Origin of the sequence: Microbispora sp. GKU 823, assembly GCF_002027145.1 — a bacterium.
Classification (GTDB): domain Bacteria; phylum Actinomycetota; class Actinomycetes; order Streptosporangiales; family Streptosporangiaceae; genus Microbispora; species Microbispora siamensis.
This window is the reverse complement of record NZ_MWJN01000129.1, coordinates 1-24,480: the sequence shown is the minus strand read 5'-3', so window position 1 is coordinate 24,480 and position 24,480 is coordinate 1. Positions and strand designations below refer to the sequence as shown.

Sequence of the window (24,480 nt, the reverse complement as noted above, 5' to 3'; positions counted from 1 at the left end):
GTACGGCGCGCTCCCGGGCGTACCGGGTCGTGGGAGCAGGTCCCGCCGGGGCGCCGGATATGGAATGCGTGTCGATAAACGCCTCATGGAATTCCCCGAATGAAAATCGGCCAGGACAGGCCGGGTTTGCCCGGGGGGATCCAGACGTGCGGCGGCCCGTCAACGATGCACCGGGATCGGGCCCAAATCAATCAGGCGCGCCGGAGAGAACGCATTCCGCCCGATTAGACAGGAGATCAGGGCAGCATCAGGGCAGCCAGGAGACGCGGCCGCGCAGCACGCCGTACCCGACGAAGGCGACCACGTCGATCAGCGTGTGCGCGACGATCAGCGGCATGGTCCGTCCCCAGCGCTGGTAGAGCCGGCCGAAGACCAGGCCCATCGCGATGTTGCCGAGGAAACCGCCGAAGCCCTGGTAGAGGTGGTAGGAGCCGCGCAGGACGGCCGACACCCCCACCGCGTGCCACGGCGACCAGCCGCGCTGCCGCAGCCGGTGCAGCAGATAACCGGCGACCAGCACCTCCTCCAGCACGCCGTTCTGGGCGGCCTCGGCGACCAGGACCGGGATTCGCCACCAGAAGTCCGGCAGGCTGTCGGGCACGACGTTCAGGTTGAACCCGGACCGGAAGGCGAACAGGTAGAACACCAGTCCGCTGCCGCCGATCACCGCCGCGAGCACGGCGCCGCGCAGGGTGTCGCGCCCCGGTTCCCGCCAGTCGGCCCCGATCGTACGCATGGACTCGCCCGATCGGGCCAGCAGGTAGGCGACGAGCCCCACCGGCGCCACGTTCACCGCGATCCCCGCCAGGTGCAGCGAGAGATCCAGCCACGGGCGCCCGGGGGCCAGCGAGCCGACGAGCACCGCGTGCTGGTCGCCCAGGTCCTTCGGCGCGGTCAGAGCGCCGATGAGGCGGATGAGCGACAGCAGGGCGCTGGCGCCGAGCGAGACCGCGAAGACCGCGATGATCTCCGGGCCGATCAGCCTCGGCGTGAGACCCCGCAGGGCGGCGGCGTCGGCGGTGGCGTCGTCCATGCTGGCAGGGTAGCCGCCCCCGCACGGTCATCCGTCCCGTCAGTACGGCAGCGCACGGGACGTGAACGACGGTGCGACGAAGGCCGCCTTGAACTTCGGGAAGGCGACCGTGTTGGGGTTGCCGTCCGAGGTGTAGCGGTCCGTCGGGTTGGCCTTGAGCCAGTCGAGCCACGCCATCGAGCAGAACTTCTTGCAGTCGCCGACCTTCTCCTTCGACCTGATCCGCGGAATTCCGACGGGGTCGAAGTCCTTGGTGTACGGCGACGGCGCCGGCGTGTAGCCCGCGAGGAACACGCCCTTGTAGTCGTAGCGGGTGCCGCCGGACGCCCCCTGCAGCGCCCACTTCTTCTCGTGCGGCTGGTTGCCGTACGGCAGGGCGAGCGTGACCGGCGGCGTCTTGATCAGCGAGGTGATCAGCGTCTGCCCGGCCGCGATCTGGTTCTCCACCTGCTCCTTCGGCTTGCCGAGCAGGTTGAGGTGGTCGCGGGTGTGGTTGCCGATGTCGAAGTTGTGGTCCTTGAGCCACTGCAGGACCTGGATCTGCTCCTCCTGGCGGGCCTTGCCGAACAGGTCCTTGATCACGTACATGGTCGCCACCGGCCGGAAGCCCGGGTGTTTCTTCGCGACGTCCATCAGGATGCCGATCGCGCAGTCCGGCGCCGGATTGCCCATGCCGTCGAGTGTGAGCTGGGAGGGCGAGGAGTCGTCGAAGGTCAGCACCACCGGGTGCTTGCCCGCCGGAATGTCGATCTTTCCGGTGACGTACTCGGCCGCGGTGACCGGCACGTAGTCCTCCGCCGCGAGCCGCTCCAGCTCGTCGCGGAAGTCCTTCGGGCTGCGGTCGTCGCCCGGCGGCGGATTCTTGACGATCCGGTGATACATGATCACCGGCACCTGCCCCAGCTCGTTGGCCTTCACCTGGGCGGCGGCGGCCGTCTCGGACTTGCGCAGCGCCGCCCGGCCGCCGCGTTGTGCTGCTGGTGACCGGCCGGGCTCGCGTGCGTGATGTGCTTGCCCCCACCGGCGGCGCAGGCGGAGAGCGCGACCGCGCCCAACGACGCCGCGGCGATGCCGGCAACCCTGATGCGCCCCATGGATCCCCCTCATCGGGCCGCGCTTGACGATGAGGGGCTCCTACCCGCGGGGCAGGGTCACATCACGGGGAGTAGGACAAACTTCACGCTAAGTGAGTCACAGGTGAGGCTCGGCGCAGAAGGCGACGCCGTCCCCGCCGATCTCGACGGAGCCCTCCGAGGCGGCGGCGAACACCGACTCACCGGGCCGCAGCTTGACCTCAGAACCGGCCGTGTCCACGTTCACGACACCCTCGGTGCACAGCACGATCCTCGGCAGACCTCCCGGGAGCGTTTCGCCCGCGCCGGGCGCGATCCTGCGGAGCAGGAACTCCGGGACGCGGCGACGTACGCGCCGCCGACCGGCTCCACCGGCAGGGGCTGCGCCGCGGCGTCGGTGATCCGCAGCAGTTCCTCCACGTCGACGTGCTTGCCGGTCAGGCCCGCCCGGAGCACGTTGTCGGAGCAGGCCATGATCTCCACGGCGAAGCCGTCGAGGTAGCAGTGCAGCACTCCGGCCCCGAGGAACAGCGCCTCGCCGGGGGCGAGCGTGTGGCGGCGCATCAGCAGCGGCGCCAGCACGGCCGGGTCCTCCGGGTATCGCCTGGCCAGCCGCACCACGAGCGCGTAGTCGGGCGTGTGGCAGGCCGAGGCCGCCCACACCATCGACTCGACCAGCTCCCTCCGGGACGTGCCCCCGGATTGGGGCCACTCCAGCAGCACCCGCAGCGCGCCGAGCACGTCGCCGTCGCGCAGCGCCTCGACCACCGGCCGCAGCGCGTTCACGTGCAGCCGCTCGACCAGCATCGCCGCCTGCTCGGGCGGCCGGAACCCGGCCAGCCCGGTGAACGGCGTGAGCGCGCAGACCAGCTCCGGCTTGTGCCAGGGGTCGGTGTAGTTCGCGTCCCCCCGGGCGTGGCCGTCGGCGGCCTGCGCGGCGTCGGGATGGACCTGCAGCGACAGCGGCGCGTCGACCGCGATCAGCTTCATCAGGTACGGCAGCCGCTCCCCGAACCGGCGGGCGACCGCCTCACCGAGGGTCCCCACCGGGTCGGCCGCGACCGCGTCGGCGAGCGTGGTCTCGGCCCCGTCCCTGGTCAGCCGGGAGGACGCGGCCGGGTGAGCGCCCAGCCACATCTCGGCCTCCGGCCCGGAGGCGGGCCGCCCGGTCAGCTCGGCGATGGCCGTCCGGGAGCCCCAGGGGTAGTCCTTGATGACATTGGTGAGCAGGTCCACAGGCGTCCTTCGGGCGGTCAGGCGGGGGCGATCCGAGACTAACGGGGTTCGTTGACGCATCGGAGCACCGGGTGACGGACGAGCGCGCCGGGATCCACCTCACCCCCCGTGACGTGGAAGACCGCGGTCTCCCCCGGCAGCAGCGTGACGAGCTGGTCGTCCACGGTCGCGCGGGGGTCGAGGCGGTCGGGGAAGATCGCCAGCTCGCGCACGATCGTCCGCGCGGTCACCCGCACCCGCAGCCCGCCCTCGATCTCCTCGACCACCGTGTCCAGCTCCGCCGGCGGGTAGTCCATGGCCGGGTCCTCGCGCGGGAACCGCAGCGCGCGTGCGTCGCCGAGGGCGGCCACCAGCACCTCGCCCGCCGGGTTCCCGGTCCGCGCCACTCCCTCGGGCAGCTCCACGGACGCCGTGCCGCGCGCCGGGACCGACACGTCGAAGCGCTCCTTGGCCAGGATCTCCCCCCGACAGGCTGAGCCGGTCGACGGCGAGCTCGCCCGACCACGGCTCGTCGGTGTCGTTCACGACCGCCACCGTGTCACCCTGGTCGCCCTGGAAGGTCAGCAGCCGGTCGGCGTACGCCCGGCGCAGCGCGTACCACAGCGGCTTGCGCCGCCCGCCGCCGTCCACCGCGGCCCAGGAGGTGACCGGCCAGCAGTCGTTGAGCTGCCACACGATCGTGCCCATGCAGTAGGGCGCGAGCGCCCGGAACCGCTCGATGCCGAAGGCCATCGCCCTGGCCTGGTTGACCTGGGTGTAGTAGTGCCAGTCGTCGAACCCGTCCGGCCGGGGCAGGTGCTCGCCGAGCCCGCGCAGCAGCTTGAGGTTGCCGTCGATCGCCTTCTGGTGGTGGGTCACCCCCGGGGAGACCGGCGTCAGCGGGTCGTCGGAGACCGCGGCGCGCAGCGTCGCGTACGTCGGCGGGCCCTGGAAGCCGAACTCGGCCACGAACCTCGGCGTGTAGGTCGCGTAGTGGGTGTAGTCCTGGTGGTTCCAGACCGTCCAGATGTGGATCGTGCCCTTGGCCGGGTCGTTCGGCGGCAGGTCGGGAGCGCCGGAGTAGGGGCTGCCCGGCCAGTACGGCCGGGTCGGGTCGAGTTCGGCGACGACCCGGGGCAGCAGGTCGTAGTAGAAGCCGCCGCCCCAGCTGCGGCCCTCCAGCGTGTCCTGCCAGCCCCAGTCGGCGTGGCCCTCGATGTTCTCGTTGTTGCCGCACCACAGGACGAGGCTGGCGTGGCGGGCCAGGCGGGCGACGTGCTCGCGGGCCTCGGCCTCGACCTCCGCGGTGAACCGGCCCTCCTCCGGGTAGGCCGCGCAGGCGAACGGGAAGTCCTGCCAGACGAGCAGGCCCATCTCGTCGGCGAGGTCGTAGAAGTCCTCGCTCTCGTACCTGCCGCCGCCCCACACCCGCAGGCAGTTGGCGCCCGTGGCGGCCGCCTGGGCGAACCGCTCGGCCAGCCGCTCCCGGGTGATGCGGCTGGGGAAGCAGTCGTCGGGGATCCAGTTGAAGCCCTTGACGAAGACCGGCCTGCCGTTGATGACGAACGTGAAGGCGTCGTCGGTCCGGTCCAGCTCGACCGAGCGGAAGCCGATCCGGCCGGCCCACTCCTGATCTTCGAGCCGGACCGTCAGATCGTACAGCGGCTGCTCGCCGTACCCGCGCGGCCACCACAGCTCGGCGTCCGGCACGGTCAGCGTGACGACGGCCCGGCGCTGCCCGGCCGCGACGGTCACCGTCTCGGTCACGCCCCCCACCGAGGCCGTGAGCGTGAGCGGCCGCTCGGTGGCCCGCTCGACCGCCACGTGCACCTCGACGGTCCCGTCCGCAGAGGCGAAGGGCCGCACCTCGGCGATCCGGGCGGTGCTCCAGGTCTCGATGCCGATCGGCCGCCAGATCCCGGCGGTGACCACCGTCGGCCCCCAGTCCCAGCCGAAGTTGCAGGCCATCTTCCTGATGAACTGGTAGGGCTCGGCGTACGCGCCGGGGCGGTCGCCGAGGGCCGCCTTCTGCGCCTCCGCGTACCCGTACGGCGGGTCGAACAGGATCTTGAGCGTGTTCTCGCCCGCGTGCAGCAGGTGCCGCACCGGGAAGCGGTACGACCGGTGCATGTTGGCCGTCGTGCCGATCTCGACGCCGTTGAGCACGAGCGTGGCGGCCGTGTCCAGTCCCTCGCAGACGAGGTCCGCCCGGTCGTCGTCGGTCCCGTCCCAGGTGAAGACGGTCTCGTACGACCACGCCGTACGCCCGATCCAGGTCAGCCGGTCCTCGTTGTCGTCCAGGTACGGGTCCTCGATCAGCCCGGCGGCGAGGAGGTCGGTGTGGACGCAACCGGGAACGGCCGCGGGCAGGCCCGCGACCACCGGCCGGAGCTGCCCGGTCGACGACACGGCGGTGACGGTCCACCCGTCGTGCAGGGGACGGTACGAGCTCACGCGTTCTCCTTAATCTTCGATGCCCCGCAACCGGCGCACGCCACGAAGTGGTCGCCTTCCACCTCGGCCAGCCCGGGGCGGGTCCGGCTCTCCTGCGGCGCCTCGTGGAAGGCGCAGGGCACGTCCTCGGGCACGGCGTCCGTCCACTTGGCGTGCAGCCGGGGGACCGAGGCAAGCAGCGAGCGTGTGTAGGGATGCGCCGGGTTGCCGAAGACGAGGTCCGTCCGGCCCATTTCCACGATCTTCCCGTGGCGCAGCACCACGGTCCTGTCGCTGACGTAGTTGCCGAGCGACAGGTCGTGCGTGACGAACAGGATGCCGAGGCCGCGCGCCCGCAGGTCGGCGAGCAGGTTGAGCACGTCGATGCGGGTGGACGCGTCGAGCATGCTGATGATCTCGTCGGCGACCAGCAGCCGGATGTCGAGGAGCACGGCCCTGGCGATCAGCATGCGCTGGAGCTGGCCGCCGCTGAGCTGGTGGGGATACTTGCCGAGGACGTTGCCGGGGTCGAGCCGCACGCTCTCCAGCGCGCCCTCCACGCGCTTTCGCCACTCGTCCGCGCCGGCCTGGGGGAAGTACTGCTCCTTGATCATCGCGAACACGCGGTCGGCCCGGAAGACGGGGTTGTAGCAGCTGAAGGGGTCCTGGAAGACGCCCTGCACCTGCCGGTAGTACTCCTTGCGGTCCTTGATCGAGGTGATGTCCCTGCCGTCCAGGGTTATCCGGCCGCCGCTGATCGAGGCGAGCCGCAGGATCATCCGGCCGAGCGTGCTCTTGCCGCTGCCGCTCTCGCCGATGAGCGAGACCACCTCCCCCTCGCCGACCTCGAAGCTGACGTCGGAGACGGCCTTCAGCTCGCGCCCGCCGAACGCGCCGACGCGGTAGACCTTGGAGACGCTATCGAGTTTCAGCATTCACTCGGCCTTCCAGCAGGCGACGAAGTGGCCGGGGGCCACCTCGGCGAACGGCGGCTGCTCGGCGCACTGGTCGAACGCGAGCGGGCAGCGGTCCCTGAACCGGCATCCCCCGGGCGGCTTGAGCAGGGACGGCGGGTTGCCGGGGATCCCCGTCAGCCGGCGGTCCTCGTAGCGCACCCCCACCTCGGGCAGCGCGGAGATGAGCTGCTTGGTGTACGGATGCCTCGGGGCGGTGACGAGCACCTCGGCCGGGGCCTTCTCGGCCAGCCGCCCGGCGTACATCACCATGATCGTGTCGGCGATCTGGTAGACGAGCGAGATGTCGTGGGTGACCACCATCATGCTCGTGACCAGGCCGCGGTCGCGGAACCCGAGCAGCGTCGTGGCCACGGCCTTCTGGCTCGACACGTCGAGCGCGGACGTGACCTCGTCGGCGATCAGCAGCGAGGGGTTCAGCAGCGTGGAGATGACCATGACCACCCGCTGCTTCATGCCGCCGGACAGCTCGATCGGGTAGCGGTCGAGCACGTCCTTCGACAGGCCCACCAGCTCGAGCCGCCGCTCCAGCTCGGCCCTCTCCAGCCGCTCGCCGCGCGAGTCCAGCAGCTCGCCGACCATCTTGCCGATCTTCCTGGTCGGGTTGAGCGCACTCATGGAGTACTGCGGGATGAGCGACACCTCGCGGAAGCGGAACCGGTCCATCCCGGTGTCGTCCGCCAGGGGCATCGTCTTCCCGTCCAGCTCCACCGTGCCGCCGACGTGCCGCATGCGGCCGTCCAGCCGGATCAGGCTCTTGGCGAGCGTGGACTTGCCCGAGCCGGACTCCCCGGCCAGGCCCATGATCTCGCCGTCCGCGACGGAGAACGTGACGCCGTCGAGCGCCTTCACCTCGCCGCGCAGCGTCCGGTAGTAGACCCGGAGGTCGGTGACATTCAGCGCCACGTCACATCTCCCTCAGCTTCGGGTTGAACACCTCGTCCAGCCCGACGTTCATGACGTAGAGCGCGCCGACGATCGCCGTGATGCCGGCGCCCGGCGGGATGAACCACCACCACAGGCCGAGCTGGAGCGCGCTCCACCTCGCGGCGTTGTTGAGCATCAGTCCGAGGGAGACCCCCTCGGTGGGTCCGAGGCCGATGAAGTCGAGCGAGGCGGCGATCAGGATCGCGCTGCCGAACAGCAGGATGAACGTGAGGAACAGGTACGAGCTCATGTTCGGCGCGATCTCCCGAAGAATGATCTTCGGGGTGCGTACGCCGCTCAGCCGGGCGAGGTCGACGAAGTCGCGCGAGCGCAGCGAGAACGTCTGCGCCCTGATCGCCCGCGCGGCCCACGGCCACGAGGTCAGCCCGATGAACAGCGCCTGCACGCCGATGCTCCGCACACCCAGGTAGGCGTTGATGATCAACAGCACCACCAGCGCGGGCAGCACGAGCACGATGTTGGTGAGCATGTTGAGCAGTTCGTCGACCCACCCGCCGCGGTAGCCCGCGACGAACCCCACGACCATGCCGACGATCGCCGCCAGCACGCCGCCGAGCACGCCCACGAGGAACGTCGAGCGCAGGCCGTACACGAACTGGGCGAAGACGTCCTGGCCGAACGTCGTGGTGCCGAACCAGAACTCCCCGGACGGCGGCGCCATCGGCGGCCCGACGTAGTCGTTCGGCCCGTGGTCGAACAGCAGCGGCCCGGCCAGGCCGGCCACGAGGAACACTGCGACGATGACCGTGCCGACGACCAGCTTGCGGTTGCGCAGCGCGAAGTGCAGCGCCTCGCGCCGCGCGGTGGGCGGCTGTGGCTGCGGCTGGGGCAGGACCTCGCTCACGCCGCTCCTCCCATCCCGGTCCTGGTGCGCGGGTCCACCAGGACGTACGCGATGTCGATGACGAAGTTGGCGATCAGCACGCCGATGACGATGAACAGGAAGGTGCCCTGCAGCAGGAAGAAGTCCTGGTTCTGGATGGCCTGGAGGATCAGGTGCCCCAGCCCGGGATAGCTGAAGACGATTTCGGTGACCAGCGCGCCGGCCACGAGCACGCCGAGTTGCAGGGCCAGGCCAGTCACCTGCGGCAGGATCGCGTTCCTGAAGGCGTAACGCCGCACCAGCCGCATCGGCGCGCCGAGCGCCCGCAGGTAGTTGACGTAGTCCGCCTCCAGCTCGTAGATGATCATGTTGCGCATGCCGATGGCCCAGCCGCCGAACGCGACCAGGAACAGCGAGGCGAACGGCAGGAACCAGTGCTGGGCGAGGCTGCCGAGGAAATCCCACGACAGGGACGGCTGCAGGTCGAAGCCGTAGGCCCCGGCGACCGGGAAGACGCCCGCGACGATGCCGAGCGCCCAGGCCAGCAGGATCGCCAGCCACATGTACGGCGTGGCGGTCAGCACGTAGCCGACGGGGAGCACGCTGTTGTCGAGCCACTTGCGCCGCGCGGCGAAGGCGCCGAACCGGTTGCCGGCGAACCAGCTCAGCAGGATGGACGGGATCAGCAGGCCCAGCGTGTACGGAACCGCCCGGATGATCACGTCGGACACCGGCGTCGGAAACAGCCAGATGCTGATGCCGAGGTCGCCCTTCAGCAGCGAGCCCCAGAAGTTGAGGTACTGCTGCCACAGCGGCAGGTCGAAGCCGAACATCGCGGTGTAGTGCGCCCGCATGGCCTCGACGGCCGCCGGCTGCGCGACGTTGGCCCGCGAGAGCATGCTCTGCACGGGGTCGCCCGGCATGAACCGCGGGATCATCCAGTTGATGGTCACGGCCACGAAGAACGTCAGGCCGTAGATGAGAAGCTTTCTGCCGAAATAGCGGCGCAAGATCGACCTCCCGGTCGCGGAACGGCGCCCCCCTCCCGTACGCAGGACGGCGGAAGGGGGGCGCGAGAAGATCAGCCTCCGGAGGCCGGCTGGAGTTCGGTGAGCATGAGCGTGCCGCCCATCTCCAGCCAGTTGCGCCACACCGTGGGCGGGTACTTCGGCGTGTTCGGCGCACTGCTGGGCCAGTTCTTCCAGACCGAGTTGGTGGTCTGGGACCACAGGCCGTTGTACCAGAGCGGGATGACCGGCATGTCCTCGAGCTGGATCTTCTGCAGCTGCGAGGTGATCTTCTTCATGCCCTCGACGTCCTCGGGCTTGACCTGGTCGAGCTGCTGCGTGAGCTCCCACGCCCGCTTGTTCTCGTACCGGCCGAAGTTCGTCGTGGTCTGCAGCTTCTGCACCGGCAGGCGGAACAGGTAGTCGTAGTACAGCCAGGGGGTGTTCGCGAGCTGCTTGTCGTTGTTGATGACCATGTCGTACTTGCCGGAGTTGCGGACGTCGACAAGCGCGTTGTAGTCGGGGAAGTCGGCCTCGATGTCGATGCCGACGGCCTTGGCGCTGGAGCTGATGACCCGGGCCGCCTCCATCCAGTCGGTCCAGCCGGCGGGCACGATCAGCTTGAGCGAGATCTTGCCGCCGCTCGGCGACTCGACCAGCCCGTCGCCGTTGCGGTCCTTGTAGCCGGCGTCGGCGAGCAACTGCTTGGCCTTGTCCGGGTTGTAGGAGAAGCCGAGCGTGGAGGTGACGTTCTTGTCGACGTACTTGTCCCACTGCGGCAGCAGGCCGGTCGGGTCGGACGCCTTGACCAGGTTGCCGTAGACACCCTCGACGATCTTCTTGGTGTCGATGGAGTAGGCGACCGCCTTGCGGAACTCCTTGTCGTCCATCGGCTTCTTCGTCGTGTTGAGCCACAGCCACGCCGTGTTCGCCGACAGCATGTACGGCGGCTGGTCGTAGTAGGTCTCGATGCCGAAGCTGCCCTTGACCAGGTTGGCGATGCCCGGCAGGAAGTTGGTGCTGAGGTCGAGGCCCTTCTGCAGCAGCAGGCCCATCGCGACCTCGTTGCTGGAGTTGACGATGTCGACGATGTACTTGGGCTTCACGTCCTTGCCGAGGGCCTTGGTGGCCCACCAGCCGTCGCGCTTGACCCAGACCATGCGGTCCTGGTCGTGCGACTGGTAGGCGTACGGGCCGGTGCCGACGGGCTTCTCGTTGACCCCGTTCATCACCTCGTCCTCGGACCGTCCCTCCCACAGGTGCTTGGGGACGATGGCCCGGCTGTAGAGGTGGTTGGCCCACTCCTGGTAGTTGGCCGTGGTGAAGGTGAACTTGACCGTGTAGTCGTCGACCTTCTCCGCGCTCTTCATCCAGTCCCAGAGCGGGTGGTAGGGGACGGTCTCCATCTTGCCGAGCTCGAACGTGAAGATCACGTCGTCGGCGGTGAACGGCTTGCCGTCCGACCAGGTGATGCCCTTGCGCAGCTTGAGCGTGTACTCCAGGTCACCGGTCCAGTCGCCGCTCTCGGCCAGCCACGGCGTGAACTTGTCGGTGTTCGGGTCGTACATGAACAGCGTCTCGTAGACGAGGCCCTTGGTGCCGGTGGCGAAGTCCCACTCGCGCAGCGGGTTCCAGTTCGCGGGTGGTCCCCACTGGGTGCCGCTGGTGTAGAGGGTCTCGTTGCGGGGGAAGGCCCCGCCGCTGCCGCCCGCAGGCGCGGCCGCACCGCCTCCCGCCGCGCCGCCCGCCGGACCGGTCGGCGTGGACGAACCCCCGCCTCCCGAACAGGCCGCGCTTAACAGGCCGGCCGCCAGCACCGGTATAAGAAACCGCGTTCGGTTTCGCATGGTGACTCTCCTCCCCCCACGCGACACCGCGCGGGGTCCGCACTCCTGCCAGGCCCCGATGATGCTCGGCTCGCTACTGCTGAACCGGATAAGTACCAAGACCGTAAAATCGGGATGTCGCCGGTGTCAATAGGGGAAGATGTAGGCAAAGTAACGGTAGTAGGGTGAGGGTCACTGGACCGGTTCAGCCGAGGGGACACGTGAGAAGACCGACCATCGCGGACATCGCACGCCAGGCGGGGGTCTCCAAGGGCGCGGTCTCGTACGCCCTGAACGGCCAGCCGGGCGTGTCAGAAGCCACCAGGGCCCGCATCCTGGCCATCGCGAACGAGATCGGCTGGCGCCCGAACATCGCCGCCAGGGCGCTCAACGGCGCCCGCGCGCACGCCGTGGGCCTCGCCCTGTGCCGGCCCGCCCGGTTCCTGGGCGTCGAGCCGTTCTTCATGGAGCTGATCAGCGGCATCGAGGCGGAGCTGTCCGCCCGCTCGTACGCGCTGCTGCTCCAAGTGGTCGGCGACCACGAGGCCGAGATGGGCGTCTACCGCCGCTGGTGGGGGGGAGGGCCGGGTGGACGGCGCGATCCTCGTCGACCTCCACCTCGACGACCCCCGGGTGCCGCAGGTGGAGGAGCTGGGCATGCCCGTCGTCGTCCTCGGGCACCCCTCGGCCGCCGGATCGCTCGTGCCGGTCTGGGCCGACGACAGCGCGGCCGTACGCGAGACGGTGGAGTATCTCGTCGCGCTCGGGCACCGGCGGATCGCCCGCGTCGCCGGGCTGCCCCAGCTGTCGCACACGGCGATCCGCGACCGCGCGTTCGGCGACGTCTGCGCGGGTCTCGGGCTGGACGCCTGCCCGATCGTGCACACCGACTACACCGGCGAGGAGGGCGCGCGGGCCACGCGGCGGCTGCTCAGCTCGCCCGAGCGGCCCACGGCGATCGTCTTCGACAACGACATCATGGCCGTGGCCGGCCTGTCGGTCGCCCAGGAGATGCGGCTCGACGTGCCGGCGACCTGTCCGTCGTCGCCTGGGACGACTCCCCGCTCTGCCAGGTCGTCCGCCCGCCGCTGACCGTGCTCACCCGCGACATCCCCGCGTACGGCGCGCACGCGGCGCAGCGGCTGCTCGCGCTGATCGACGGCGTGGAGGCCAGGCCGCTGGAGGACGAGGCCCCGCGCCTGACCACCCGCGGCAGCACGGCGCCGCCCGCGTAGATCTTGCAGGACGGTTACAGCGTTTGAAAGGTGACGTTCAGGAGAGATCGCTACACTTGGCCCCGTTTGCCGCTACTGGCTTTTCGACCTGGTGAGAAACGCCTGGTCCGACCCTCAGGAGCACGACAGTGGGTCACGTCGACGTCCGTCCCGCGCCCCCGGCGGAGGACCTCCCGGCGCCGCCGCCCCGGACGCCGCCCAGGTGGCGGGCATGGCTGTGGGTCACGCTGTCGGGAGCGCTGGGCGTGCTCACGGGTGCCGCCACGTTCGCCGTCGGCGGTTACGTCAAGCTGACCGGCAACGTCAAGCACGAGGCGGTGACCCAGAAGGATCTCGGGGGCGAGGCGCGGCCACAGAAGATCAGCAAGGCGCTCAACGTGCTGATCGTGGGCTCGGACCAGCGCAACGGCGCCAACGCCAAGTACGGCAAGTTCCCCGGCGAGCGCACCGACACGATCATCGTGGCGCACATCTCCCCGAACCGGGACGGCGCGGTCCTCATCAGCTTCCCGCGCGACTCACTCGTCGCCCTCCCCGCCTGCCCGGCCAAGGGCAACCTGCCGGGCCAGCGGCCGCACGTCGGGATGATCAACGAGTCGTTCAACTCCGGCGGCATCGGCTGCACCTGGAAGACGATCGAGGGACTCACCGACATCCACATCGACCACTTCGTGAAGGTCGACTTCACCGGCTTCAAGGCGATGGTGAACGCGCTGGGCGGCGTGCAGGTCTGCCTGCCGCAGGCCGTCCACGACAAGAAGGCGCTGCTCGACCTGCCCGCGGGCAAGCAGACCCTCAAGGGCGAGCAGGCGCTCGGATACGTCCGCGCCCGCTACTCGCTCGGCGACGGCTCCGACATCGGCCGGATCCAGCGCCAGCAGATGTTCCTCGCCTCGATGGCCAAGAAGGCCATGAGCGGCGAGACGCTGACCAACCCCGCGACGCTGTTCGGGTTCCTCGACGCGGTGACCAAGTCGATCACCACCGACCCCGACCTCACGATCGGCGTGATGAAGGAGCTCGCGACCAGCGCGCAGGGCCTGACCGCCGGGCAGATCCGCTTCGTCACCACCCCCTGGCGCTACTCGGTCACCAACCCCGGCCGGGTCGAGTGGGTGCAGCCCCAGGCCCGGCGGCTGTTCAGGATGGTCGCCGCCGACCAGATCGCCAAGAACGTCAAGAGCGGCGAGCAGAAGATCCCCAAGTCGCAGATCCACATCCTGGTCCGCAACGGCAGCGGGCAGCAGGGGCTCGGCACCCAGGTGGCCGCCGAACTGGAGCAGCGCGGCTACCACATCGTCAAGGTCGAGCAGGCGCCCAAGCCGTACGCCAAGACCGTCGTGGCGTACTCGGAGAACGGCGAGAGCCGGGCGTCCCGGCTGTTCCGCGAGCTCAAGAAGTCGCGCCCCCGCCTGGTGCGCACGGCCACCACACAGACCCTCGTGCTGGGGATCGGGGCCGACTGGCAGGGGATGAAGCCCCCCAAGACGCTCGACGACGTGGAGGGCTTCGACGCCACTCAGGACAGCTGCACGGCTTCCTGAGCCCTGAGCACTAGAAGAGCCAGCCGAACAGGCCGCCGCCGTGGTGAGGCGCCTCCTGGGTGGGGGCGGGCGCCGCGGTCGTAGCCGGGGCCGACTGCTCCTCGGACGCCGTGCCGGTTCCCGAGGTCGTTCCGCCGGCCTGCTCGTCGGCGTGCTCGTCGGCGGACGACTGCTCCTTCGAGTCGATCGACACTCGCGACGGGTGCGGGGAGGCGGGGGTCCGGGAGCCGGGGTCCTGCGCGCGAGACCGGGGCGTGTGTGTGGGCGCGGACGACGCGGCCGGCGCCGAGGTCCCGGACGTGCCGGGCCGGGTCCGTGTGGGCTCGGCCCTCGGGGCGTCAGTGGGAGTGTCACCCGGCGCGTCGCTCGGCGCGGCCTCGGTGGGCGCGGCGTCGGTGGGGGCGGCGTCGCTGGGGGCCGGGGAGACCGGCGCCGTCGCGGCCGTCCCGGCGGCGCAGCCTGCCCCGCCATCGCACTCCGCTCCGGAGGGCTGCCCGACCCACAGCGCCAGCGCCCAGATCGCGCCCAGGACACCGACGGCGATCAGACCGGTCCGCAGCAGCATCCCGCCGCGCCGCGGACCCTCGTCCTCGTCCTCGTCGGGATCGGGGGCGCTGCGCCAGCCAGAGCCGAGGAAACCGCGCGGATCGGTGTCGCCGTCGCCCGCCAGGTACTCGTCGCCCGCCAGGTCCTCGTCCCTCGCCAGATCTTCCGAGCGGTGCCGGACGGTGCGTCCGGCGGCGTAGTCATCCTGGTCGGCGTGGTCGGCGGGGGTCTGCGCGGGCTGGTCCGGCCGCCAGCCCTCCGACAGCACGTCGCCCTCGTCGTCAGGCCTCTCGCCGAGAGCCCGGTCGTCCTGCTCTTCGGACCAGAACCGGTCTCCCTCCCCGCCGTACTGGCCTTCGCCGGCGATGTACGGCCGGATGAACGAATCGTCCTGCTCGTAGGCGTCCTCGGTGACCGGGTCGCGCATGAAGGTCCTTCCTCAGTGAGCTTTTGGGTCGTGTCCCAATAGCGAACGTTCCTAGCACCGATCGACACGTCCTGTCTGGAAATTTCACAACAATCGCAAAAACCCATCGGGGTTGACGGGATTCCTGGAACGGTCTTTAATATCGACTAAACCGACTGACTTGGTAGGAATCTCTCGGAATAGAGGACAGGCATGAGAGTGCGCAGGCTCGGGGCCATCGCAGCCGCCGTCATGGCGACGACCACCCTGGTCACCGCCTGCGGGGGAGACGACAACGCCGGCGGGGGCGACGGCGGCGGAGGCAAGGTCCAGTTGGCGCTGGTCGCCTACTCCACCCCACAGGCGGCGTTCGAGGACATCATCAAGGCGTTCCAGAAGACGCCCGAGGGCAAGAACATCACCTTCACCCAGTCGTTCGGCGCGTCCGGCGACCAGAGCCGCGCCGTGGCGAACGGGCTCAAGGCGGACATCGTCGAGTTCTCCCTGGAGACCGACATCACCCGGCTCGTGAAGGCCGGCATCGTCGCGCCGGACTGGAACTCCGGTCCGACCAAGGGGATCCTCACCAAGTCCGTCGTCGTCATCGGCACCCGCAAGGGCAACCCGAAGGGCATCAAGACCTGGGACGACCTCGTCAAGCCCGGAGTCGAGGTCATCACGCCGAACCCGTTCACCTCCGGCGGCGCCCGCTGGAACCTGCTCGCGGGCTACGGCGCCAAGTCGAACAAGGGCGCCGACCAGGCCGCGGGGCTCGCCTACCTGGACGCGCTGCTCAAGAACGTTCCGGTCCAGGACGACAGCGGCCGCAAGTCGCTGCAGACCTTCACCGGCGGCAAGGGCGACGCGATCCTCACGTACGAGAATGAGGCGATCTTCGCGCAGCAGAACAACCAGGAGATCGACTACACGGTCCCGGACTCGACGCTCCTCATCGAGAACCCGGTGGCCGTGACGAAGAACAGCGCCCACCCCAAGGAGGCCGCGGCCTTCCTGAAGTACCTCTACTCCGTAGAGGCTCAGACGATCTTCGCCAAGAACGGCTACCGCCCATCCATCGACGGCGTGACCGGCTTCAACTGGCCCGCCCCGCCGCAGCTGTTCACGATCCAGGACCTGGGCGGCTGGGACAAGATCACGACCGACTTCTTCGACTCGAAGACCGGCAAGGTCGCGGAGATCGAACGCAAGCTCGGCGTGGCTACCGAGAAGTGACGAGGGAAGTGACGCGGAAGTGACCGCGATCACCGTACGCCCCTCCTCGCGCGTGGCCGGCGGCACCGCCGCCGGCCTCGGCACCGCGGTGCTGTACCTGAGCCTGATCGTGCTGATCCCGCTGGCCGCCGTCGTCTGGCGCTCGGCCGACGAGGGGCCCGGGTACTTCTGGCGCTCGGTCACCACCCCCGACGCCTGGGCGGCGCTCACCCTGACCGTCGGCGCCTCGGCGCTCGTCGCCCTGGTCAACCTGGTCGTGGGCACGATCATCGCCTGGGTGCTGGTCCGCGACCGCTTCCCCGGCCGGGGCGTGCTCGACACGATCATCGACCTGCCGTTCGCGCTGCCGACCATCGTCGCCGGTCTCGTCCTGCTCGCGTTGTACGGCCCGCAGTCCCCGCTCGGGGTCAACCTGGCCTACAGCAGGGCCGGAGTCGTGCTGGCGCTGCTGTTCGTCACGCTGCCGTTCGTCGTCCGTACGGTGCAGCCGGTTCTGCTGGAACTCGACACGGAGATGGAGCAGGCGGCGGCCTCCCTCGGCGCGAGCCCGTTCCAGACCTTCCGCCGGGTCATCCTGCCGAACCTGATCCCCGCGATGCTGTCCGGCACCGCCCTCGCCTTCACCCGGGCGATCGCCGAGTTCGGCTCGACCGTGCTCATCTCGGGCAACCTGCCGTTCAAGACGCAGGTCGCGGCGGTGAACATCTTCAGCCAGATCGAGGGAGACAACACCACCGGCGCGGCCGCGATCTCGACGGTCCTGCTCGTGGTGGCCCTGGTCGCGCTGATCACGCTCGACGTCCTGCAGCGCTGGGGGAGCCGCCGTGGCTAAGCACGTCCTGCGCGTGGTCGCCGTCGTCTACGTCCTGTTCCTGCTGGTGCTGCCCGTGGGGCTGATCATCTGGCGGACCTTCGGAGACGGGCTCGGGCCGTTCACCGAGGCCCTGACCTCCCCGTCGGCCCTGCACGCCTTCAAGGTCACGCTGACGGTCGCCGGCTGGGCGGTCCTCGCCAACACGGTCTTCGGGGTCGGCGCCGCGCTCCTGCTCGTCCGCCACGAGTTCCCCGGCAAACGGCTGCTGGGGGCGTTCATCGACCTGCCGATGGCCGTCTCGCCGGTCGTCGTGGGGCTCGCGCTCATCCTCGTGTACGGCCGGTTCTCCCCCTTCGGCGGCCTGCTGGAGAGCTGGGGAATCCAGGTGATCTTCTCCACCCCCGGCATGGTGCTGGCCACGGTGTTCGTGTCGCTGCCGCTCGTCGTGCGAGCCGTCGTACCGGTCCTGGAGGAGCTCGGCGACGAGCAGGAACAGGCCGCGCACACGCTGGGCGCGAGCCGGCTCCAGACGTTCGTCCGCATCACGCTCCCCGGCATCCGCTGGGCCCTCGGCTACGGCGTCGTGCTCTGCCTGGCCCGTTCGCTCGGCGAGTACGGCGCGGTCGCGGTGGTCTCCGGCCGCCTCGTGGACCAGACTCAGACGCTGACGCTGTTCGTCGAGGAGCGGTTCCAGAACTTCGACCAGCCGGCCGCGTTCGCCGCCGCCACGGCCCTCGCCCTGATCGCCGTGGTCACCCTGCTGCTCACCAAGCTCCTGCGCCCGAAGGATCGCATCGATGGCAATTGAGGTACGCGACGTGAACAAGTCGTTCGGGACGACCCCCGTCCTGCACGACGTGTCGCTGGACGTCGCCGCGGGGTCGCTCACCGCCCTGCTCGGCCCGAGCGGCGGGGGGAAGTCGACGTTGCTGCGGGTGATCGCCGGGCTGGAGCGGCCCGACACCGGCACGGTCCGGATCTCCGGCGTCGACGCCACCCGGCTGTCCCCGCAGCGGCGCAACGTCGGCTTCGTGTTCCAGCACTACGCCGCCTTCAAGCACCTCTCGGTCTTCCGCAACGTGGCCTTCGGGCTGGAGATCCGCAAGCGGCCCAAGGACGAGATCCGCAAACGGGTCATGGAACTGCTGGAGCTGGTCCACCTGGAGAAACTGGCCGACCGCTACCCGTCCCAGCTGTCGGGCGGCCAGCGCCAGCGCATGGCCCTGGCCCGGGCCCTCGCGGTGGAGCCTCAGGTGCTGCTGCTCGACGAGCCGTTCGGCGCCCTCGACGCGCAGGTGCGCAAGGAACTGCGGACGTGGCTGCGCCGGCTGCACGACGAGGTCCACGTCACCACCGTGTTCGTCACCCACGACCAGGAGGAGGCGATCGAGGTCGCCGACACGATCGTGGTGCTGGCCGGGGGCGAGGTCGTGCAGGCCGGCAGCCCCGGCGAGGTGTACGACAACCCGGCCAACCCGTTCGTGATGCGCTTCCTGGGCCCGGTCACCGAGATCGGCGGCAGCCTGGTCCGCCCGCACGACGTCGAGATCAGCCCGGACCCCGTCGAGGGCGGCTCGCCCGCCGTGATCTCCCGCGTCGTACGGCTCGGTTTCGAGGTGCGCGTGGAGGTGGAGATCGGCGGGCACGAGGCGTGGGTCCAGGTGACGCGGGAGCAGGCCGACCGGCTCGGGCTCGGGCCGGGCGACACCGTACACGTCAGGCCCGCACCGGGCGCCCGATCTCTGGCACTTGCAGTGTAAGAAGATGCGGCTTTCCGTACGGACCCAGTACGCCCTGCGCGCCGCCGCCGAACTCGCCGCGGCGGCGCCGGGGCCGGTCCCGGCCGAGCGGATCGCGGCCGCCCAGCGCATTCCCCGGCGGTTCCTCGACAACATCCTGCTGCAGATGCGGCGGGCCGGCCTCATCCACAGCCAGCGCGGACCCGAGGGCGGCTACTGGCTCGCGCGGCCCGCCGAGCAGATCACACTCGCCGACGTGGTCCTCATCATGGAGGGGGCGCCCCAGGACAGCGAGGGTTTCCACGGGGTCGCCGAGCCCCTTGGGGACGTCTGGACGGCGCTGCGCGACCACGAGCAGGCGACGCTCACCGAGGTCACGCTCGCCCACATCGCGACCGGTTCACTTCCGCCCCTCTGATCCCGGTACTTGTGCAAGACTCCACATTCAGGTGGAACGTGCCGTGGCGTAGAGGCAGGCGGGATGGGTACTGCTGGGCAGCTCATCGTCAGGCGATACCAGCTGGTCCGCGCCCTCGGCCACGGCCGCACCGGACTGGTGTGGGAGGGCCGCGACACGCTGCTCGACCGGCCCGTCGCGATCCGCGAGGTCCTGCTGCCCCCGGACCTGGGCGAGACCGCGCGGCTGCGGCTCGTCCAGCGCGTCTCCCGTGAGGCCCGCCAGGCCGAGCGGCTGCGCCACCCCCACATCGCCGCCGTCTACGACGTCGCCGAGGAGGGCGACACCCCGTACGTCGTGACGGAACTGGTCCCCTCGCGCTCGCTCGACGGGGTGGTCTCCGGCGACGGGCCGCTGCCCCCGGCCGAGGCCGCGCGGGTCGCCCGCACGGTGCTGTCCGCGCTCACGCACGCCCACGCCGCCGGCGTACGGCACGGCGACGTCCGGCCCACCAACGTGCTCCTCGCGCACGACGGGCGGGTGCTGCTCGCCGACTTCGGCGTGTCGATGCTGGCCACCGATCCGGCGTTCGCCCGCGATCCTGTACCGAGCAGCCCTTCCGCCGGCCGTGGCACCGAGACGTACCTCGCCCCGGAACGGCCGCCGGCGGGCCGCGCACGGTCGCCGCCGACCTCTGGTCGCTGGGCGCCACCCTCCACCTGGCCGTCACCGGCAGGCCGCCCACGGGCCAGGGGCCGCCGGAGGAGGTTCCCGGGGAACTGCGCGGGGTGCTCACCGGGCTGCTGGCCCGGGAGCCCAGGCGGCGGATCGACGCGGAGACCGCCGACCGCCTGCTCGCCGAGATCGAGCCGCCCGCCCCGCCTCAGCCCGTACGCCGGGGCCCCGGCCGCACTCGTCTCTTCATCGGGGTGGCGGCGGCCGTGCTGATCGCTTGTGCTGTGGGGGGGTTGGGCGGTGCTGCGGCCCGGCGGCGAGAGCCGGGCCGGCGCCCGGGCGGTCGTCTCCGTCACGCCATCGGCCCCGATCTCCCCGTCGGCCGTTGTGTCGCCCCCCACGGGGCGGTTGAAGCTGAAGTGGCACACCTCCGACGCCGGCTGGCGGGCCGGTGTGCCCCGCGGCTGGATCCGCGAGGAGAGGCCCTACTCGACCTCGTGGCGCTCGCGGGACGGCGGGGCGGCGTTCACGGTCGAGGTGACCGCGCAGCGCGGCACCGATCCCCTGGCGGCGCTCGGCGAGGCGGAGGAGATTCTCCGTCCGTCCGCCACGACCTATCGCAAGCTCCGGCTCAGGGCCGTGACCGGCGAGCACGGTCCTTCCGCCGACTGGGAGTTCACCTGGACCCCGCGCAAGGCGTCGGCGCGGGACCACCTGACCAAGGGAGTGGAGTATCACCAGTACCGCCGGGTGATCTCCACGGGCACGACGACGAGCGTGCTCACCTGGACCACCCCCGCCGCCGACTGGGACGCCCTGCGGCCCACGCTCGTCAGGGTGCTCGCGCTCTTCCAGCCGCCCTCGCTCGTTCCGACGCCTTCCGCGGCCTGAAATCCACCCGCGCTCTCCTCGTGTGTGCCATGATGGCGCACGAGTGAAAGTGACAACGGTTTTCATTTCATCGTTTCGGTTGGGGGGCCTTCATGCGCGTGGCGTTCGTCGGCAAGGGCGGAAGCGGCAAGACCACGCTGTCGTCGCTGTTCGCGAGGTACGCGACACGGAGGGGGCCGGTCGTCGCCATCGACGCCGACATCAACCAGCACCTCGGCCTGGCACTGGGCCTGACAGCGGATGCGGACGCGGCCGAGCACCCCCCACCGCTGGGCGCGATGCTGACCGAGATCAAGGACTATCTGCGCGGCGACAATCCGCTGATCCGCGACGCGGCGTCCATGGTCAAGACGACCCCGCCCGGGCGCGGCTCACGGCTGATCCGGCTGGACGACCCGTTCTTCCCGTCGTGCTCCGTCGAGGGCGTCTCGCTCATGGTCACCGGCCCGTTCGAGGAGGACGACCTCGGCGTCGCCTGCTACCACTCCAAGCTCGGCGCGGTGGAGCTCTATCTCAACCATCTGGTCGACGGCCCCGGCGAGTACGTCGTGGTGGACATGACCGCAGGGGCGGACTCCTTCGCCTCCGGGTTGTTCACCCGCTTCGACCTCACCTTCCTGGTCGCCGAGCCGACCCGTCAGGGCGTGAGCGTCTACCGGCAGTACCGCGACCACGCCGCCGGGTTCGACGTCGAGATCGCCGTCGTGGGCAACAAGGTCCACTCGCCGGAGGACGTCGACTTCCTCCGCGAGCACGTCGGCGACGACCTGCTGACCTGGTTCGGCCACTCCCCCGCCATCCGCGGCATGGAGCAGGGCCGGCCGTTCACGCTCGACGACCTGGAGCCCGCCGGCCACCTGGCCCTCGCCACCATGCTCGACCGGCTCGACGCGCAGCCCAAGGACTGGCCGAAGTTCGGCAGGCAGGCGGCCGAGTTCCACATCAGGAACGCCCGCGCGTGGGCCGACCGGGCGACGGGACAGGACCTGACCGCGCAGATCGACCCCGGCTTCGTGTACGGCCCGGCCGTCGCCGCCCAATGAACGTGTCGCCTCCGCGCCACATGGATACCCGCCGCGTTCGATCTACCGTCAACTGCGTCCCCGCTCTCTGAGCAGACGCTGAGAGGAGAACAGCTCATGTCGCTGTCCGTGTCCAACGACCTGCTCGACCAGGCCCGCGCCGGCGAGGTGGACGACGCGGCCTTCGTCGCCTGTGTCCGCGACTCGCTTCCGTACGCCTGGGCGACGATCACCGCGCTGGTCGAGCGGCGGGACCGGTCCGGCGCCGACTTCGCCGACAACCAGGTGCCGCCGCCGGACGAGGCCGCCCGGGGTCAGTTGCTGCGCTGCCTGGCCAGCGACGCGATGCGCGGCGCCCTCGAAAGGCACTTCGGCGTACGGCTGGCCTTCCAGAACTGCCACCGCGTCGCGGTGTTCCGCCCGGAGGCCACCGAGGCCTACCGGGAGTTCGTCACGCCCCGGGCACAGATCCTGAACCAGAGCCCGGAACTGGTCGACTGCTGACCTGACGTTCGGCCGGGGCGGCGCTCCGGTTCACGCCGCCCCCGGCCCTCGCCGTCTCACGGCCGGGAGCACCTCCGCGCCGAGGCGGGCGATGTTCTCCAGCGTCCGCCCGCGGTCTCCGGCGCCCTCGACCATCAGGATGAGGTGCCGCAACCCGGTTCGCGCCGCCGTGGTAACGATCTTCTCCACGCAGTGCTCCGCCGATCCCACCGGGTGGATCCGGCACAGCAGGTCCACGTACTCCGGAATGTCTCGCCGGGGCGGCGGCCGGCCGTCCACCGGGACGTACCCCGCCAGTCCCGGCCCGAGCCAGTGCGGCAGCGACTCCCGCATCTCCTGTACGGCCTGCTCGGTGGTGTCCGCCACGTGACCGAGCGCGGCGCCGATGTGCGCCGCCGGGCCTGTCGCGTACGTCTCGTAGGCGGCGATCATCTCCGCCTTCTCGTCGTCGCCGATGTGCATGCCGAGGAGCATGGGCAGCGCCCGTTCGGCGGCGAGCCGGACCGTGCCGGCCGACGTGCAGGCGACGACGGGCGACATCCGGGCCTGCGGGACCATCGTGACCTCCCGGAAGCGGAAGAACTCGCCGTCCGCCGCCACCGAGCCGCCGTCCGTCTCACCGGCCAGTGCCGCGCACAACAGGTCGAGCGATTCGGGGAAACCCCGCTCGAACCTCGCCGTCCCGGTGCCGAAGACCTCCAGTTCCAGCCACGGGCCCCCACGCCCCACACCGAGCCGGAACCTGCCGTCCGACACGTGGTGGAGGATCGCCGCCTGCTCCGCCAGCGCGACGGGATGCTGGGCGGACAGCACGCTGACCGCCGTCCCCACCGTGATCCGCGAGGTCCGGCCCAGCGCCACGGCCGCCAGTGTCACCGCCGACGGGCAGACGCCGTACGACATGAAGTGGTGCTCGGCGATCCAGGCGTCGTCGAACCCGGCCCGCTCGGCGGCCTCGATCGCCTCCACCGTGCCGCGCAGCACGTCCCCGGGCGCCATGCCCGGGAAGCCCGCCGCGACGAGGAAGACCCCGATCCTCATGCTCGCGGCCGCGCCCCTACCGAGGGCCGCCGTTGACGTAGAGCGTCTGGCCGGTGACGTACGACGCGTCGTCGGAGGCGAAGAACGCCACCACCGACGCGATCTCAGTCGGCTGGCCGACCCGTCGCAACGGCACGGCCTGCGCCATGGCGGCCTGATGCTCCTCCGGGGTCACCCCCAGCCGCACGGCCGTCGCCTCGGTCATCGGCGTCGCGACGTACCCGGGCGCGACCGCGTTCACCCGGATGCCGTACGGGCCCAACTCGATCGCCATGGTCGCGGTGAGCCCCTGGATGCCCGCCTTGGCCGCCGAGTAGTTGGCCTGCCCCCGGTTTCCCAGCGCCGACCGGCTCGACAGGTTGACGATCGCTCCCGACCGCTGCTCCACCATGTGCTTCTGCACGGCCCGGCTCATGAGGAAGACGCTCTTGAGGTTCACGTCGACGACCTTGTCCCAGTCTTCCTCCGACATACGGAACAGCAGGTTGTCGCGGGTCAGCCCGGCGTTGTTCACGAGCACGTCGATCCGCCCGAACTCGGCCATCACCCCCGACACCAGCGCCTCGACCTGAGCGCCGTCCGAGACGTCACACCCGAACGCGACCGCCCTGCCCCCGGTGACGGTGATCTCGTCCACGATCGAGGCGCATCCGTCCGGGGTGAGGTCCACGCAGGCCACCGCCGCGCCCTCCGCGGCCAGCCGGCGTGCGATCGCCGCACCGATCCCCCGCGCCGCGCCGGTGACCACCGCGAACTTCCCGATGAACCGTGACATCCGCCAGCCTCCTCACGCCGATTCGATCACAGCAACGTACTCCGAGTCATCCTGCACCCCGGTCGTGCGGCGCGTGAGCACCTGCCCGCCTAGATCCGTAGTCGCCGGGCTCTTATGTGGGTCGGGTGGTAGGTGAAGGCCCAGCGGTCGGTGCCTTCCTTGCGGCGGGTGTAGCGGTCGGGGTGGCGGTAGCGGTCGCGGTTGTGGAACTGGCAGGCGGGGCCGAGCAGTTTCAGGTCGGTGAGGCCTCCGGTGCTCCAGTTGTCGGCGTGGTCGATCTGGCACATGGTGGCGGGCAGGGGGCAGCCGTCGATCCAGCAGGTGGC

The 24,480-nt window shown here is 70.4% G+C and carries 25 protein-coding genes and 1 pseudogene; 11 read left to right on the top strand and 15 right to left on the bottom strand.

What is annotated here, in order from left to right; genetic code table 11:
- Positions 1 to 247: 247 nt before the first annotated feature.
- The 11 genes from B1L11_RS39655 to B1L11_RS39615 all read right to left on the bottom strand — a co-directional run bounded on the left by B1L11_RS39655 (position 248) and on the right by B1L11_RS39615 (position 11,353).
- Positions 248 to 1,033 carry a CPBP family intramembrane glutamic endopeptidase gene (locus B1L11_RS39655; protein WP_079320375.1) on the bottom strand — a complete coding sequence of 262 codons (786 nt, stop codon included), beginning with the start codon at positions 1,031 to 1,033 and terminating at the stop codon, positions 248 to 250.
- A gap of 39 nt (positions 1,034 to 1,072) precedes the next feature.
- Positions 1,073 to 1,951, bottom strand: a complete 879-nt coding sequence (locus B1L11_RS39650) for a polysaccharide deacetylase family protein (RefSeq protein ID WP_256863284.1) — start codon at positions 1,949 to 1,951, stop codon at positions 1,073 to 1,075.
- Positions 1,948 to 2,127, bottom strand: a complete 180-nt coding sequence (locus B1L11_RS53130; RefSeq protein ID WP_256863283.1) for a hypothetical protein — start codon at positions 2,125 to 2,127, stop codon at positions 1,948 to 1,950. The genes B1L11_RS39650 and B1L11_RS53130 overlap by 4 nt, the downstream gene beginning before the upstream one ends.
- 97 nt (positions 2,128 to 2,224) lie before the next feature.
- Positions 2,225 to 2,353, bottom strand: a complete 129-nt coding sequence (locus B1L11_RS53125) for a hypothetical protein (RefSeq protein WP_256863282.1) — start codon at positions 2,351 to 2,353, stop codon at positions 2,225 to 2,227.
- On the bottom strand, positions 2,350 to 3,342 hold the full coding sequence (manA, locus tag B1L11_RS39645) for a mannose-6-phosphate isomerase, class I (protein ID WP_218671594.1): 993 nt from the start codon (positions 3,340 to 3,342) through the stop codon (positions 2,350 to 2,352). Before manA ends, B1L11_RS53125 begins: the two co-directional genes overlap by 4 nt.
- A gap of 99 nt (positions 3,343 to 3,441) precedes the next feature.
- Positions 3,442 to 5,775: a glycoside hydrolase family 2 protein gene (locus tag B1L11_RS39640; RefSeq protein WP_372974772.1), complete on the bottom strand. Its 2,334-nt coding sequence runs from the start codon at positions 5,773 to 5,775 to the stop codon at positions 3,442 to 3,444.
- On the bottom strand, positions 5,772 to 6,689 hold the full coding sequence (locus B1L11_RS39635) for an ABC transporter ATP-binding protein (RefSeq protein WP_079320374.1): 918 nt from the start codon (positions 6,687 to 6,689) through the stop codon (positions 5,772 to 5,774). The genes B1L11_RS39640 and B1L11_RS39635 overlap by 4 nt, the downstream gene beginning before the upstream one ends.
- Positions 6,690 to 7,634, bottom strand: a complete 945-nt coding sequence (locus tag B1L11_RS39630) for an ABC transporter ATP-binding protein (RefSeq protein WP_079320373.1) — start codon at positions 7,632 to 7,634, stop codon at positions 6,690 to 6,692.
- A gap of 1 nt (position 7,635) precedes the next feature.
- The gene (locus B1L11_RS39625) at positions 7,636 to 8,520 is read right to left on the bottom strand and encodes an ABC transporter permease (protein ID WP_079320372.1); all 885 of its coding nucleotides are present in this window, start codon (positions 8,518 to 8,520) and stop codon (positions 7,636 to 7,638) included.
- Entirely contained in the window at positions 8,517 to 9,509 is a 993-nt protein-coding gene (locus B1L11_RS39620) for an ABC transporter permease (RefSeq protein WP_079320371.1), read from the bottom strand. The genes B1L11_RS39625 and B1L11_RS39620 overlap by 4 nt, the downstream gene beginning before the upstream one ends.
- 71 nt (positions 9,510 to 9,580) lie before the next feature.
- On the bottom strand, positions 9,581 to 11,353 hold the full coding sequence (locus B1L11_RS39615; RefSeq protein ID WP_079320370.1) for an ABC transporter substrate-binding protein: 1,773 nt from the start codon (positions 11,351 to 11,353) through the stop codon (positions 9,581 to 9,583).
- Between the two features lie 200 nt (positions 11,354 to 11,553).
- Here B1L11_RS39615 and B1L11_RS39610 point away from each other — a divergent pair.
- Positions 11,554 to 12,567: pseudogene (locus B1L11_RS39610) on the top strand (LacI family DNA-binding transcriptional regulator).
- 128 nt (positions 12,568 to 12,695) lie between these two features.
- Positions 12,696 to 14,111: an LCP family protein gene (locus tag B1L11_RS39605; protein ID WP_079320369.1), complete on the top strand. Its 1,416-nt coding sequence runs from the start codon at positions 12,696 to 12,698 to the stop codon at positions 14,109 to 14,111.
- 10 nt (positions 14,112 to 14,121) lie between these two features.
- Here B1L11_RS39605 and B1L11_RS39600 read toward each other — a convergent pair whose 3' ends face one another.
- Entirely contained in the window at positions 14,122 to 15,084 is a 963-nt protein-coding gene (locus tag B1L11_RS39600) for a hypothetical protein (protein WP_079320368.1), read from the bottom strand.
- A gap of 192 nt (positions 15,085 to 15,276) precedes the next feature.
- Here B1L11_RS39600 and B1L11_RS39595 point away from each other — a divergent pair, with 192 nt between their 5' ends.
- The 9 genes from B1L11_RS39595 (at position 15,277) to B1L11_RS39555 (ending at position 22,338) form a co-directional block, all read left to right on the top strand.
- Entirely contained in the window at positions 15,277 to 16,296 is a 1,020-nt protein-coding gene (locus B1L11_RS39595) for a sulfate ABC transporter substrate-binding protein (RefSeq protein ID WP_079320367.1), read from the top strand.
- A 19-nt stretch (positions 16,297 to 16,315) separates the two neighbouring features.
- Positions 16,316 to 17,128, top strand: a complete 813-nt coding sequence (cysT, locus tag B1L11_RS39590; protein ID WP_079320366.1) for a sulfate ABC transporter permease subunit CysT — start codon at positions 16,316 to 16,318, stop codon at positions 17,126 to 17,128.
- On the top strand, positions 17,121 to 17,918 hold the full coding sequence (locus B1L11_RS39585) for a sulfate ABC transporter permease (RefSeq protein WP_079320365.1): 798 nt from the start codon (positions 17,121 to 17,123) through the stop codon (positions 17,916 to 17,918). Before cysT ends, B1L11_RS39585 begins: the two co-directional genes overlap by 8 nt.
- The gene (locus B1L11_RS39580) at positions 17,908 to 18,870 is read left to right on the top strand and encodes a sulfate/molybdate ABC transporter ATP-binding protein (protein WP_079320364.1); all 963 of its coding nucleotides are present in this window, start codon (positions 17,908 to 17,910) and stop codon (positions 18,868 to 18,870) included. Before B1L11_RS39585 ends, B1L11_RS39580 begins: the two co-directional genes overlap by 11 nt.
- Positions 18,871 to 18,874: 4 nt before the next feature.
- Positions 18,875 to 19,267 carry an Rrf2 family transcriptional regulator gene (locus B1L11_RS39575; protein WP_079320363.1) on the top strand — a complete coding sequence of 131 codons (393 nt, stop codon included), beginning with the start codon at positions 18,875 to 18,877 and terminating at the stop codon, positions 19,265 to 19,267.
- 63 nt (positions 19,268 to 19,330) lie between these two features.
- Positions 19,331 to 20,194: a serine/threonine-protein kinase gene (locus tag B1L11_RS39570; protein WP_079320362.1), complete on the top strand. Its 864-nt coding sequence runs from the start codon at positions 19,331 to 19,333 to the stop codon at positions 20,192 to 20,194.
- Between the two features lie 27 nt (positions 20,195 to 20,221).
- On the top strand, positions 20,222 to 20,812 hold the full coding sequence (locus B1L11_RS39565; RefSeq protein WP_079320361.1) for a hypothetical protein: 591 nt from the start codon (positions 20,222 to 20,224) through the stop codon (positions 20,810 to 20,812).
- 92 nt (positions 20,813 to 20,904) lie between these two features.
- Positions 20,905 to 21,855, top strand: coding sequence for an ATP-binding protein (locus B1L11_RS39560; protein ID WP_079320360.1), 951 nt, complete (start codon positions 20,905 to 20,907; stop codon positions 21,853 to 21,855).
- Between the two features lie 96 nt (positions 21,856 to 21,951).
- Positions 21,952 to 22,338 carry an SCO5389 family protein gene (locus B1L11_RS39555; protein ID WP_079320359.1) on the top strand — a complete coding sequence of 129 codons (387 nt, stop codon included), beginning with the start codon at positions 21,952 to 21,954 and terminating at the stop codon, positions 22,336 to 22,338.
- Positions 22,339 to 22,368: 30 nt separating this feature from the next.
- On the opposite strand, the gene B1L11_RS39550 is transcribed toward B1L11_RS39555, so the two are convergent.
- The 3 genes from B1L11_RS39550 to B1L11_RS47535 form a co-directional block, all read right to left on the bottom strand.
- On the bottom strand, positions 22,369 to 23,379 hold the full coding sequence (locus B1L11_RS39550) for an LLM class flavin-dependent oxidoreductase (protein ID WP_079320358.1): 1,011 nt from the start codon (positions 23,377 to 23,379) through the stop codon (positions 22,369 to 22,371).
- Positions 23,380 to 23,395: 16 nt separating this feature from the next.
- Positions 23,396 to 24,154, bottom strand: a complete 759-nt coding sequence (locus B1L11_RS39545; protein ID WP_079320357.1) for a glucose 1-dehydrogenase — start codon at positions 24,152 to 24,154, stop codon at positions 23,396 to 23,398.
- A gap of 89 nt (positions 24,155 to 24,243) precedes the next feature.
- Positions 24,244 to 24,480, bottom strand: a 237-nt coding sequence (locus tag B1L11_RS47535; protein WP_179155533.1) for an HNH endonuclease signature motif containing protein, incomplete at its 5' end; no start/stop codon positions are given.

Bases quoted from the DNA above. Each gene is read 5' to 3' on its own strand.
- B1L11_RS39655 (WP_079320375.1), bottom strand. From the start codon at position 1,033: ATGGACGACGCCACCGCCGACGCCGCCGCCCTGCGGGGTCTCACGCCG.
- B1L11_RS53130 (WP_256863283.1), bottom strand. From the start codon at position 2,127: ATGGGGCGCATCAGGGTTGCCGGCATCGCCGCGGCGTCGTTGGGCGCG.
- B1L11_RS39635 (WP_079320374.1), bottom strand. From the start codon at position 6,689: ATGCTGAAACTCGATAGCGTCTCCAAGGTCTACCGCGTCGGCGCGTTC.
- B1L11_RS39615 (WP_079320370.1), bottom strand. From the start codon at position 11,353: ATGCGAAACCGAACGCGGTTTCTTATACCGGTGCTGGCGGCCGGCCTG.
- B1L11_RS39600 (WP_079320368.1), bottom strand. From the start codon at position 15,084: ATGCGCGACCCGGTCACCGAGGACGCCTACGAGCAGGACGATTCGTTC.
- B1L11_RS39595 (WP_079320367.1), top strand. From the start codon at position 15,277: ATGAGAGTGCGCAGGCTCGGGGCCATCGCAGCCGCCGTCATGGCGACG.
- B1L11_RS39580 (WP_079320364.1), top strand. From the start codon at position 17,908: ATGGCAATTGAGGTACGCGACGTGAACAAGTCGTTCGGGACGACCCCC.
- B1L11_RS39575 (WP_079320363.1), top strand. From the start codon at position 18,875: ATGCGGCTTTCCGTACGGACCCAGTACGCCCTGCGCGCCGCCGCCGAA.
- B1L11_RS39570 (WP_079320362.1), top strand. From the start codon at position 19,331: ATGGGTACTGCTGGGCAGCTCATCGTCAGGCGATACCAGCTGGTCCGC.
- B1L11_RS39560 (WP_079320360.1), top strand. From the start codon at position 20,905: ATGCGCGTGGCGTTCGTCGGCAAGGGCGGAAGCGGCAAGACCACGCTG.
- B1L11_RS39555 (WP_079320359.1), top strand. From the start codon at position 21,952: ATGTCGCTGTCCGTGTCCAACGACCTGCTCGACCAGGCCCGCGCCGGC.
- B1L11_RS39550 (WP_079320358.1), bottom strand. From the start codon at position 23,379: ATGAGGATCGGGGTCTTCCTCGTCGCGGCGGGCTTCCCGGGCATGGCG.
- B1L11_RS39545 (WP_079320357.1), bottom strand. From the start codon at position 24,154: ATGTCACGGTTCATCGGGAAGTTCGCGGTGGTCACCGGCGCGGCGCGG.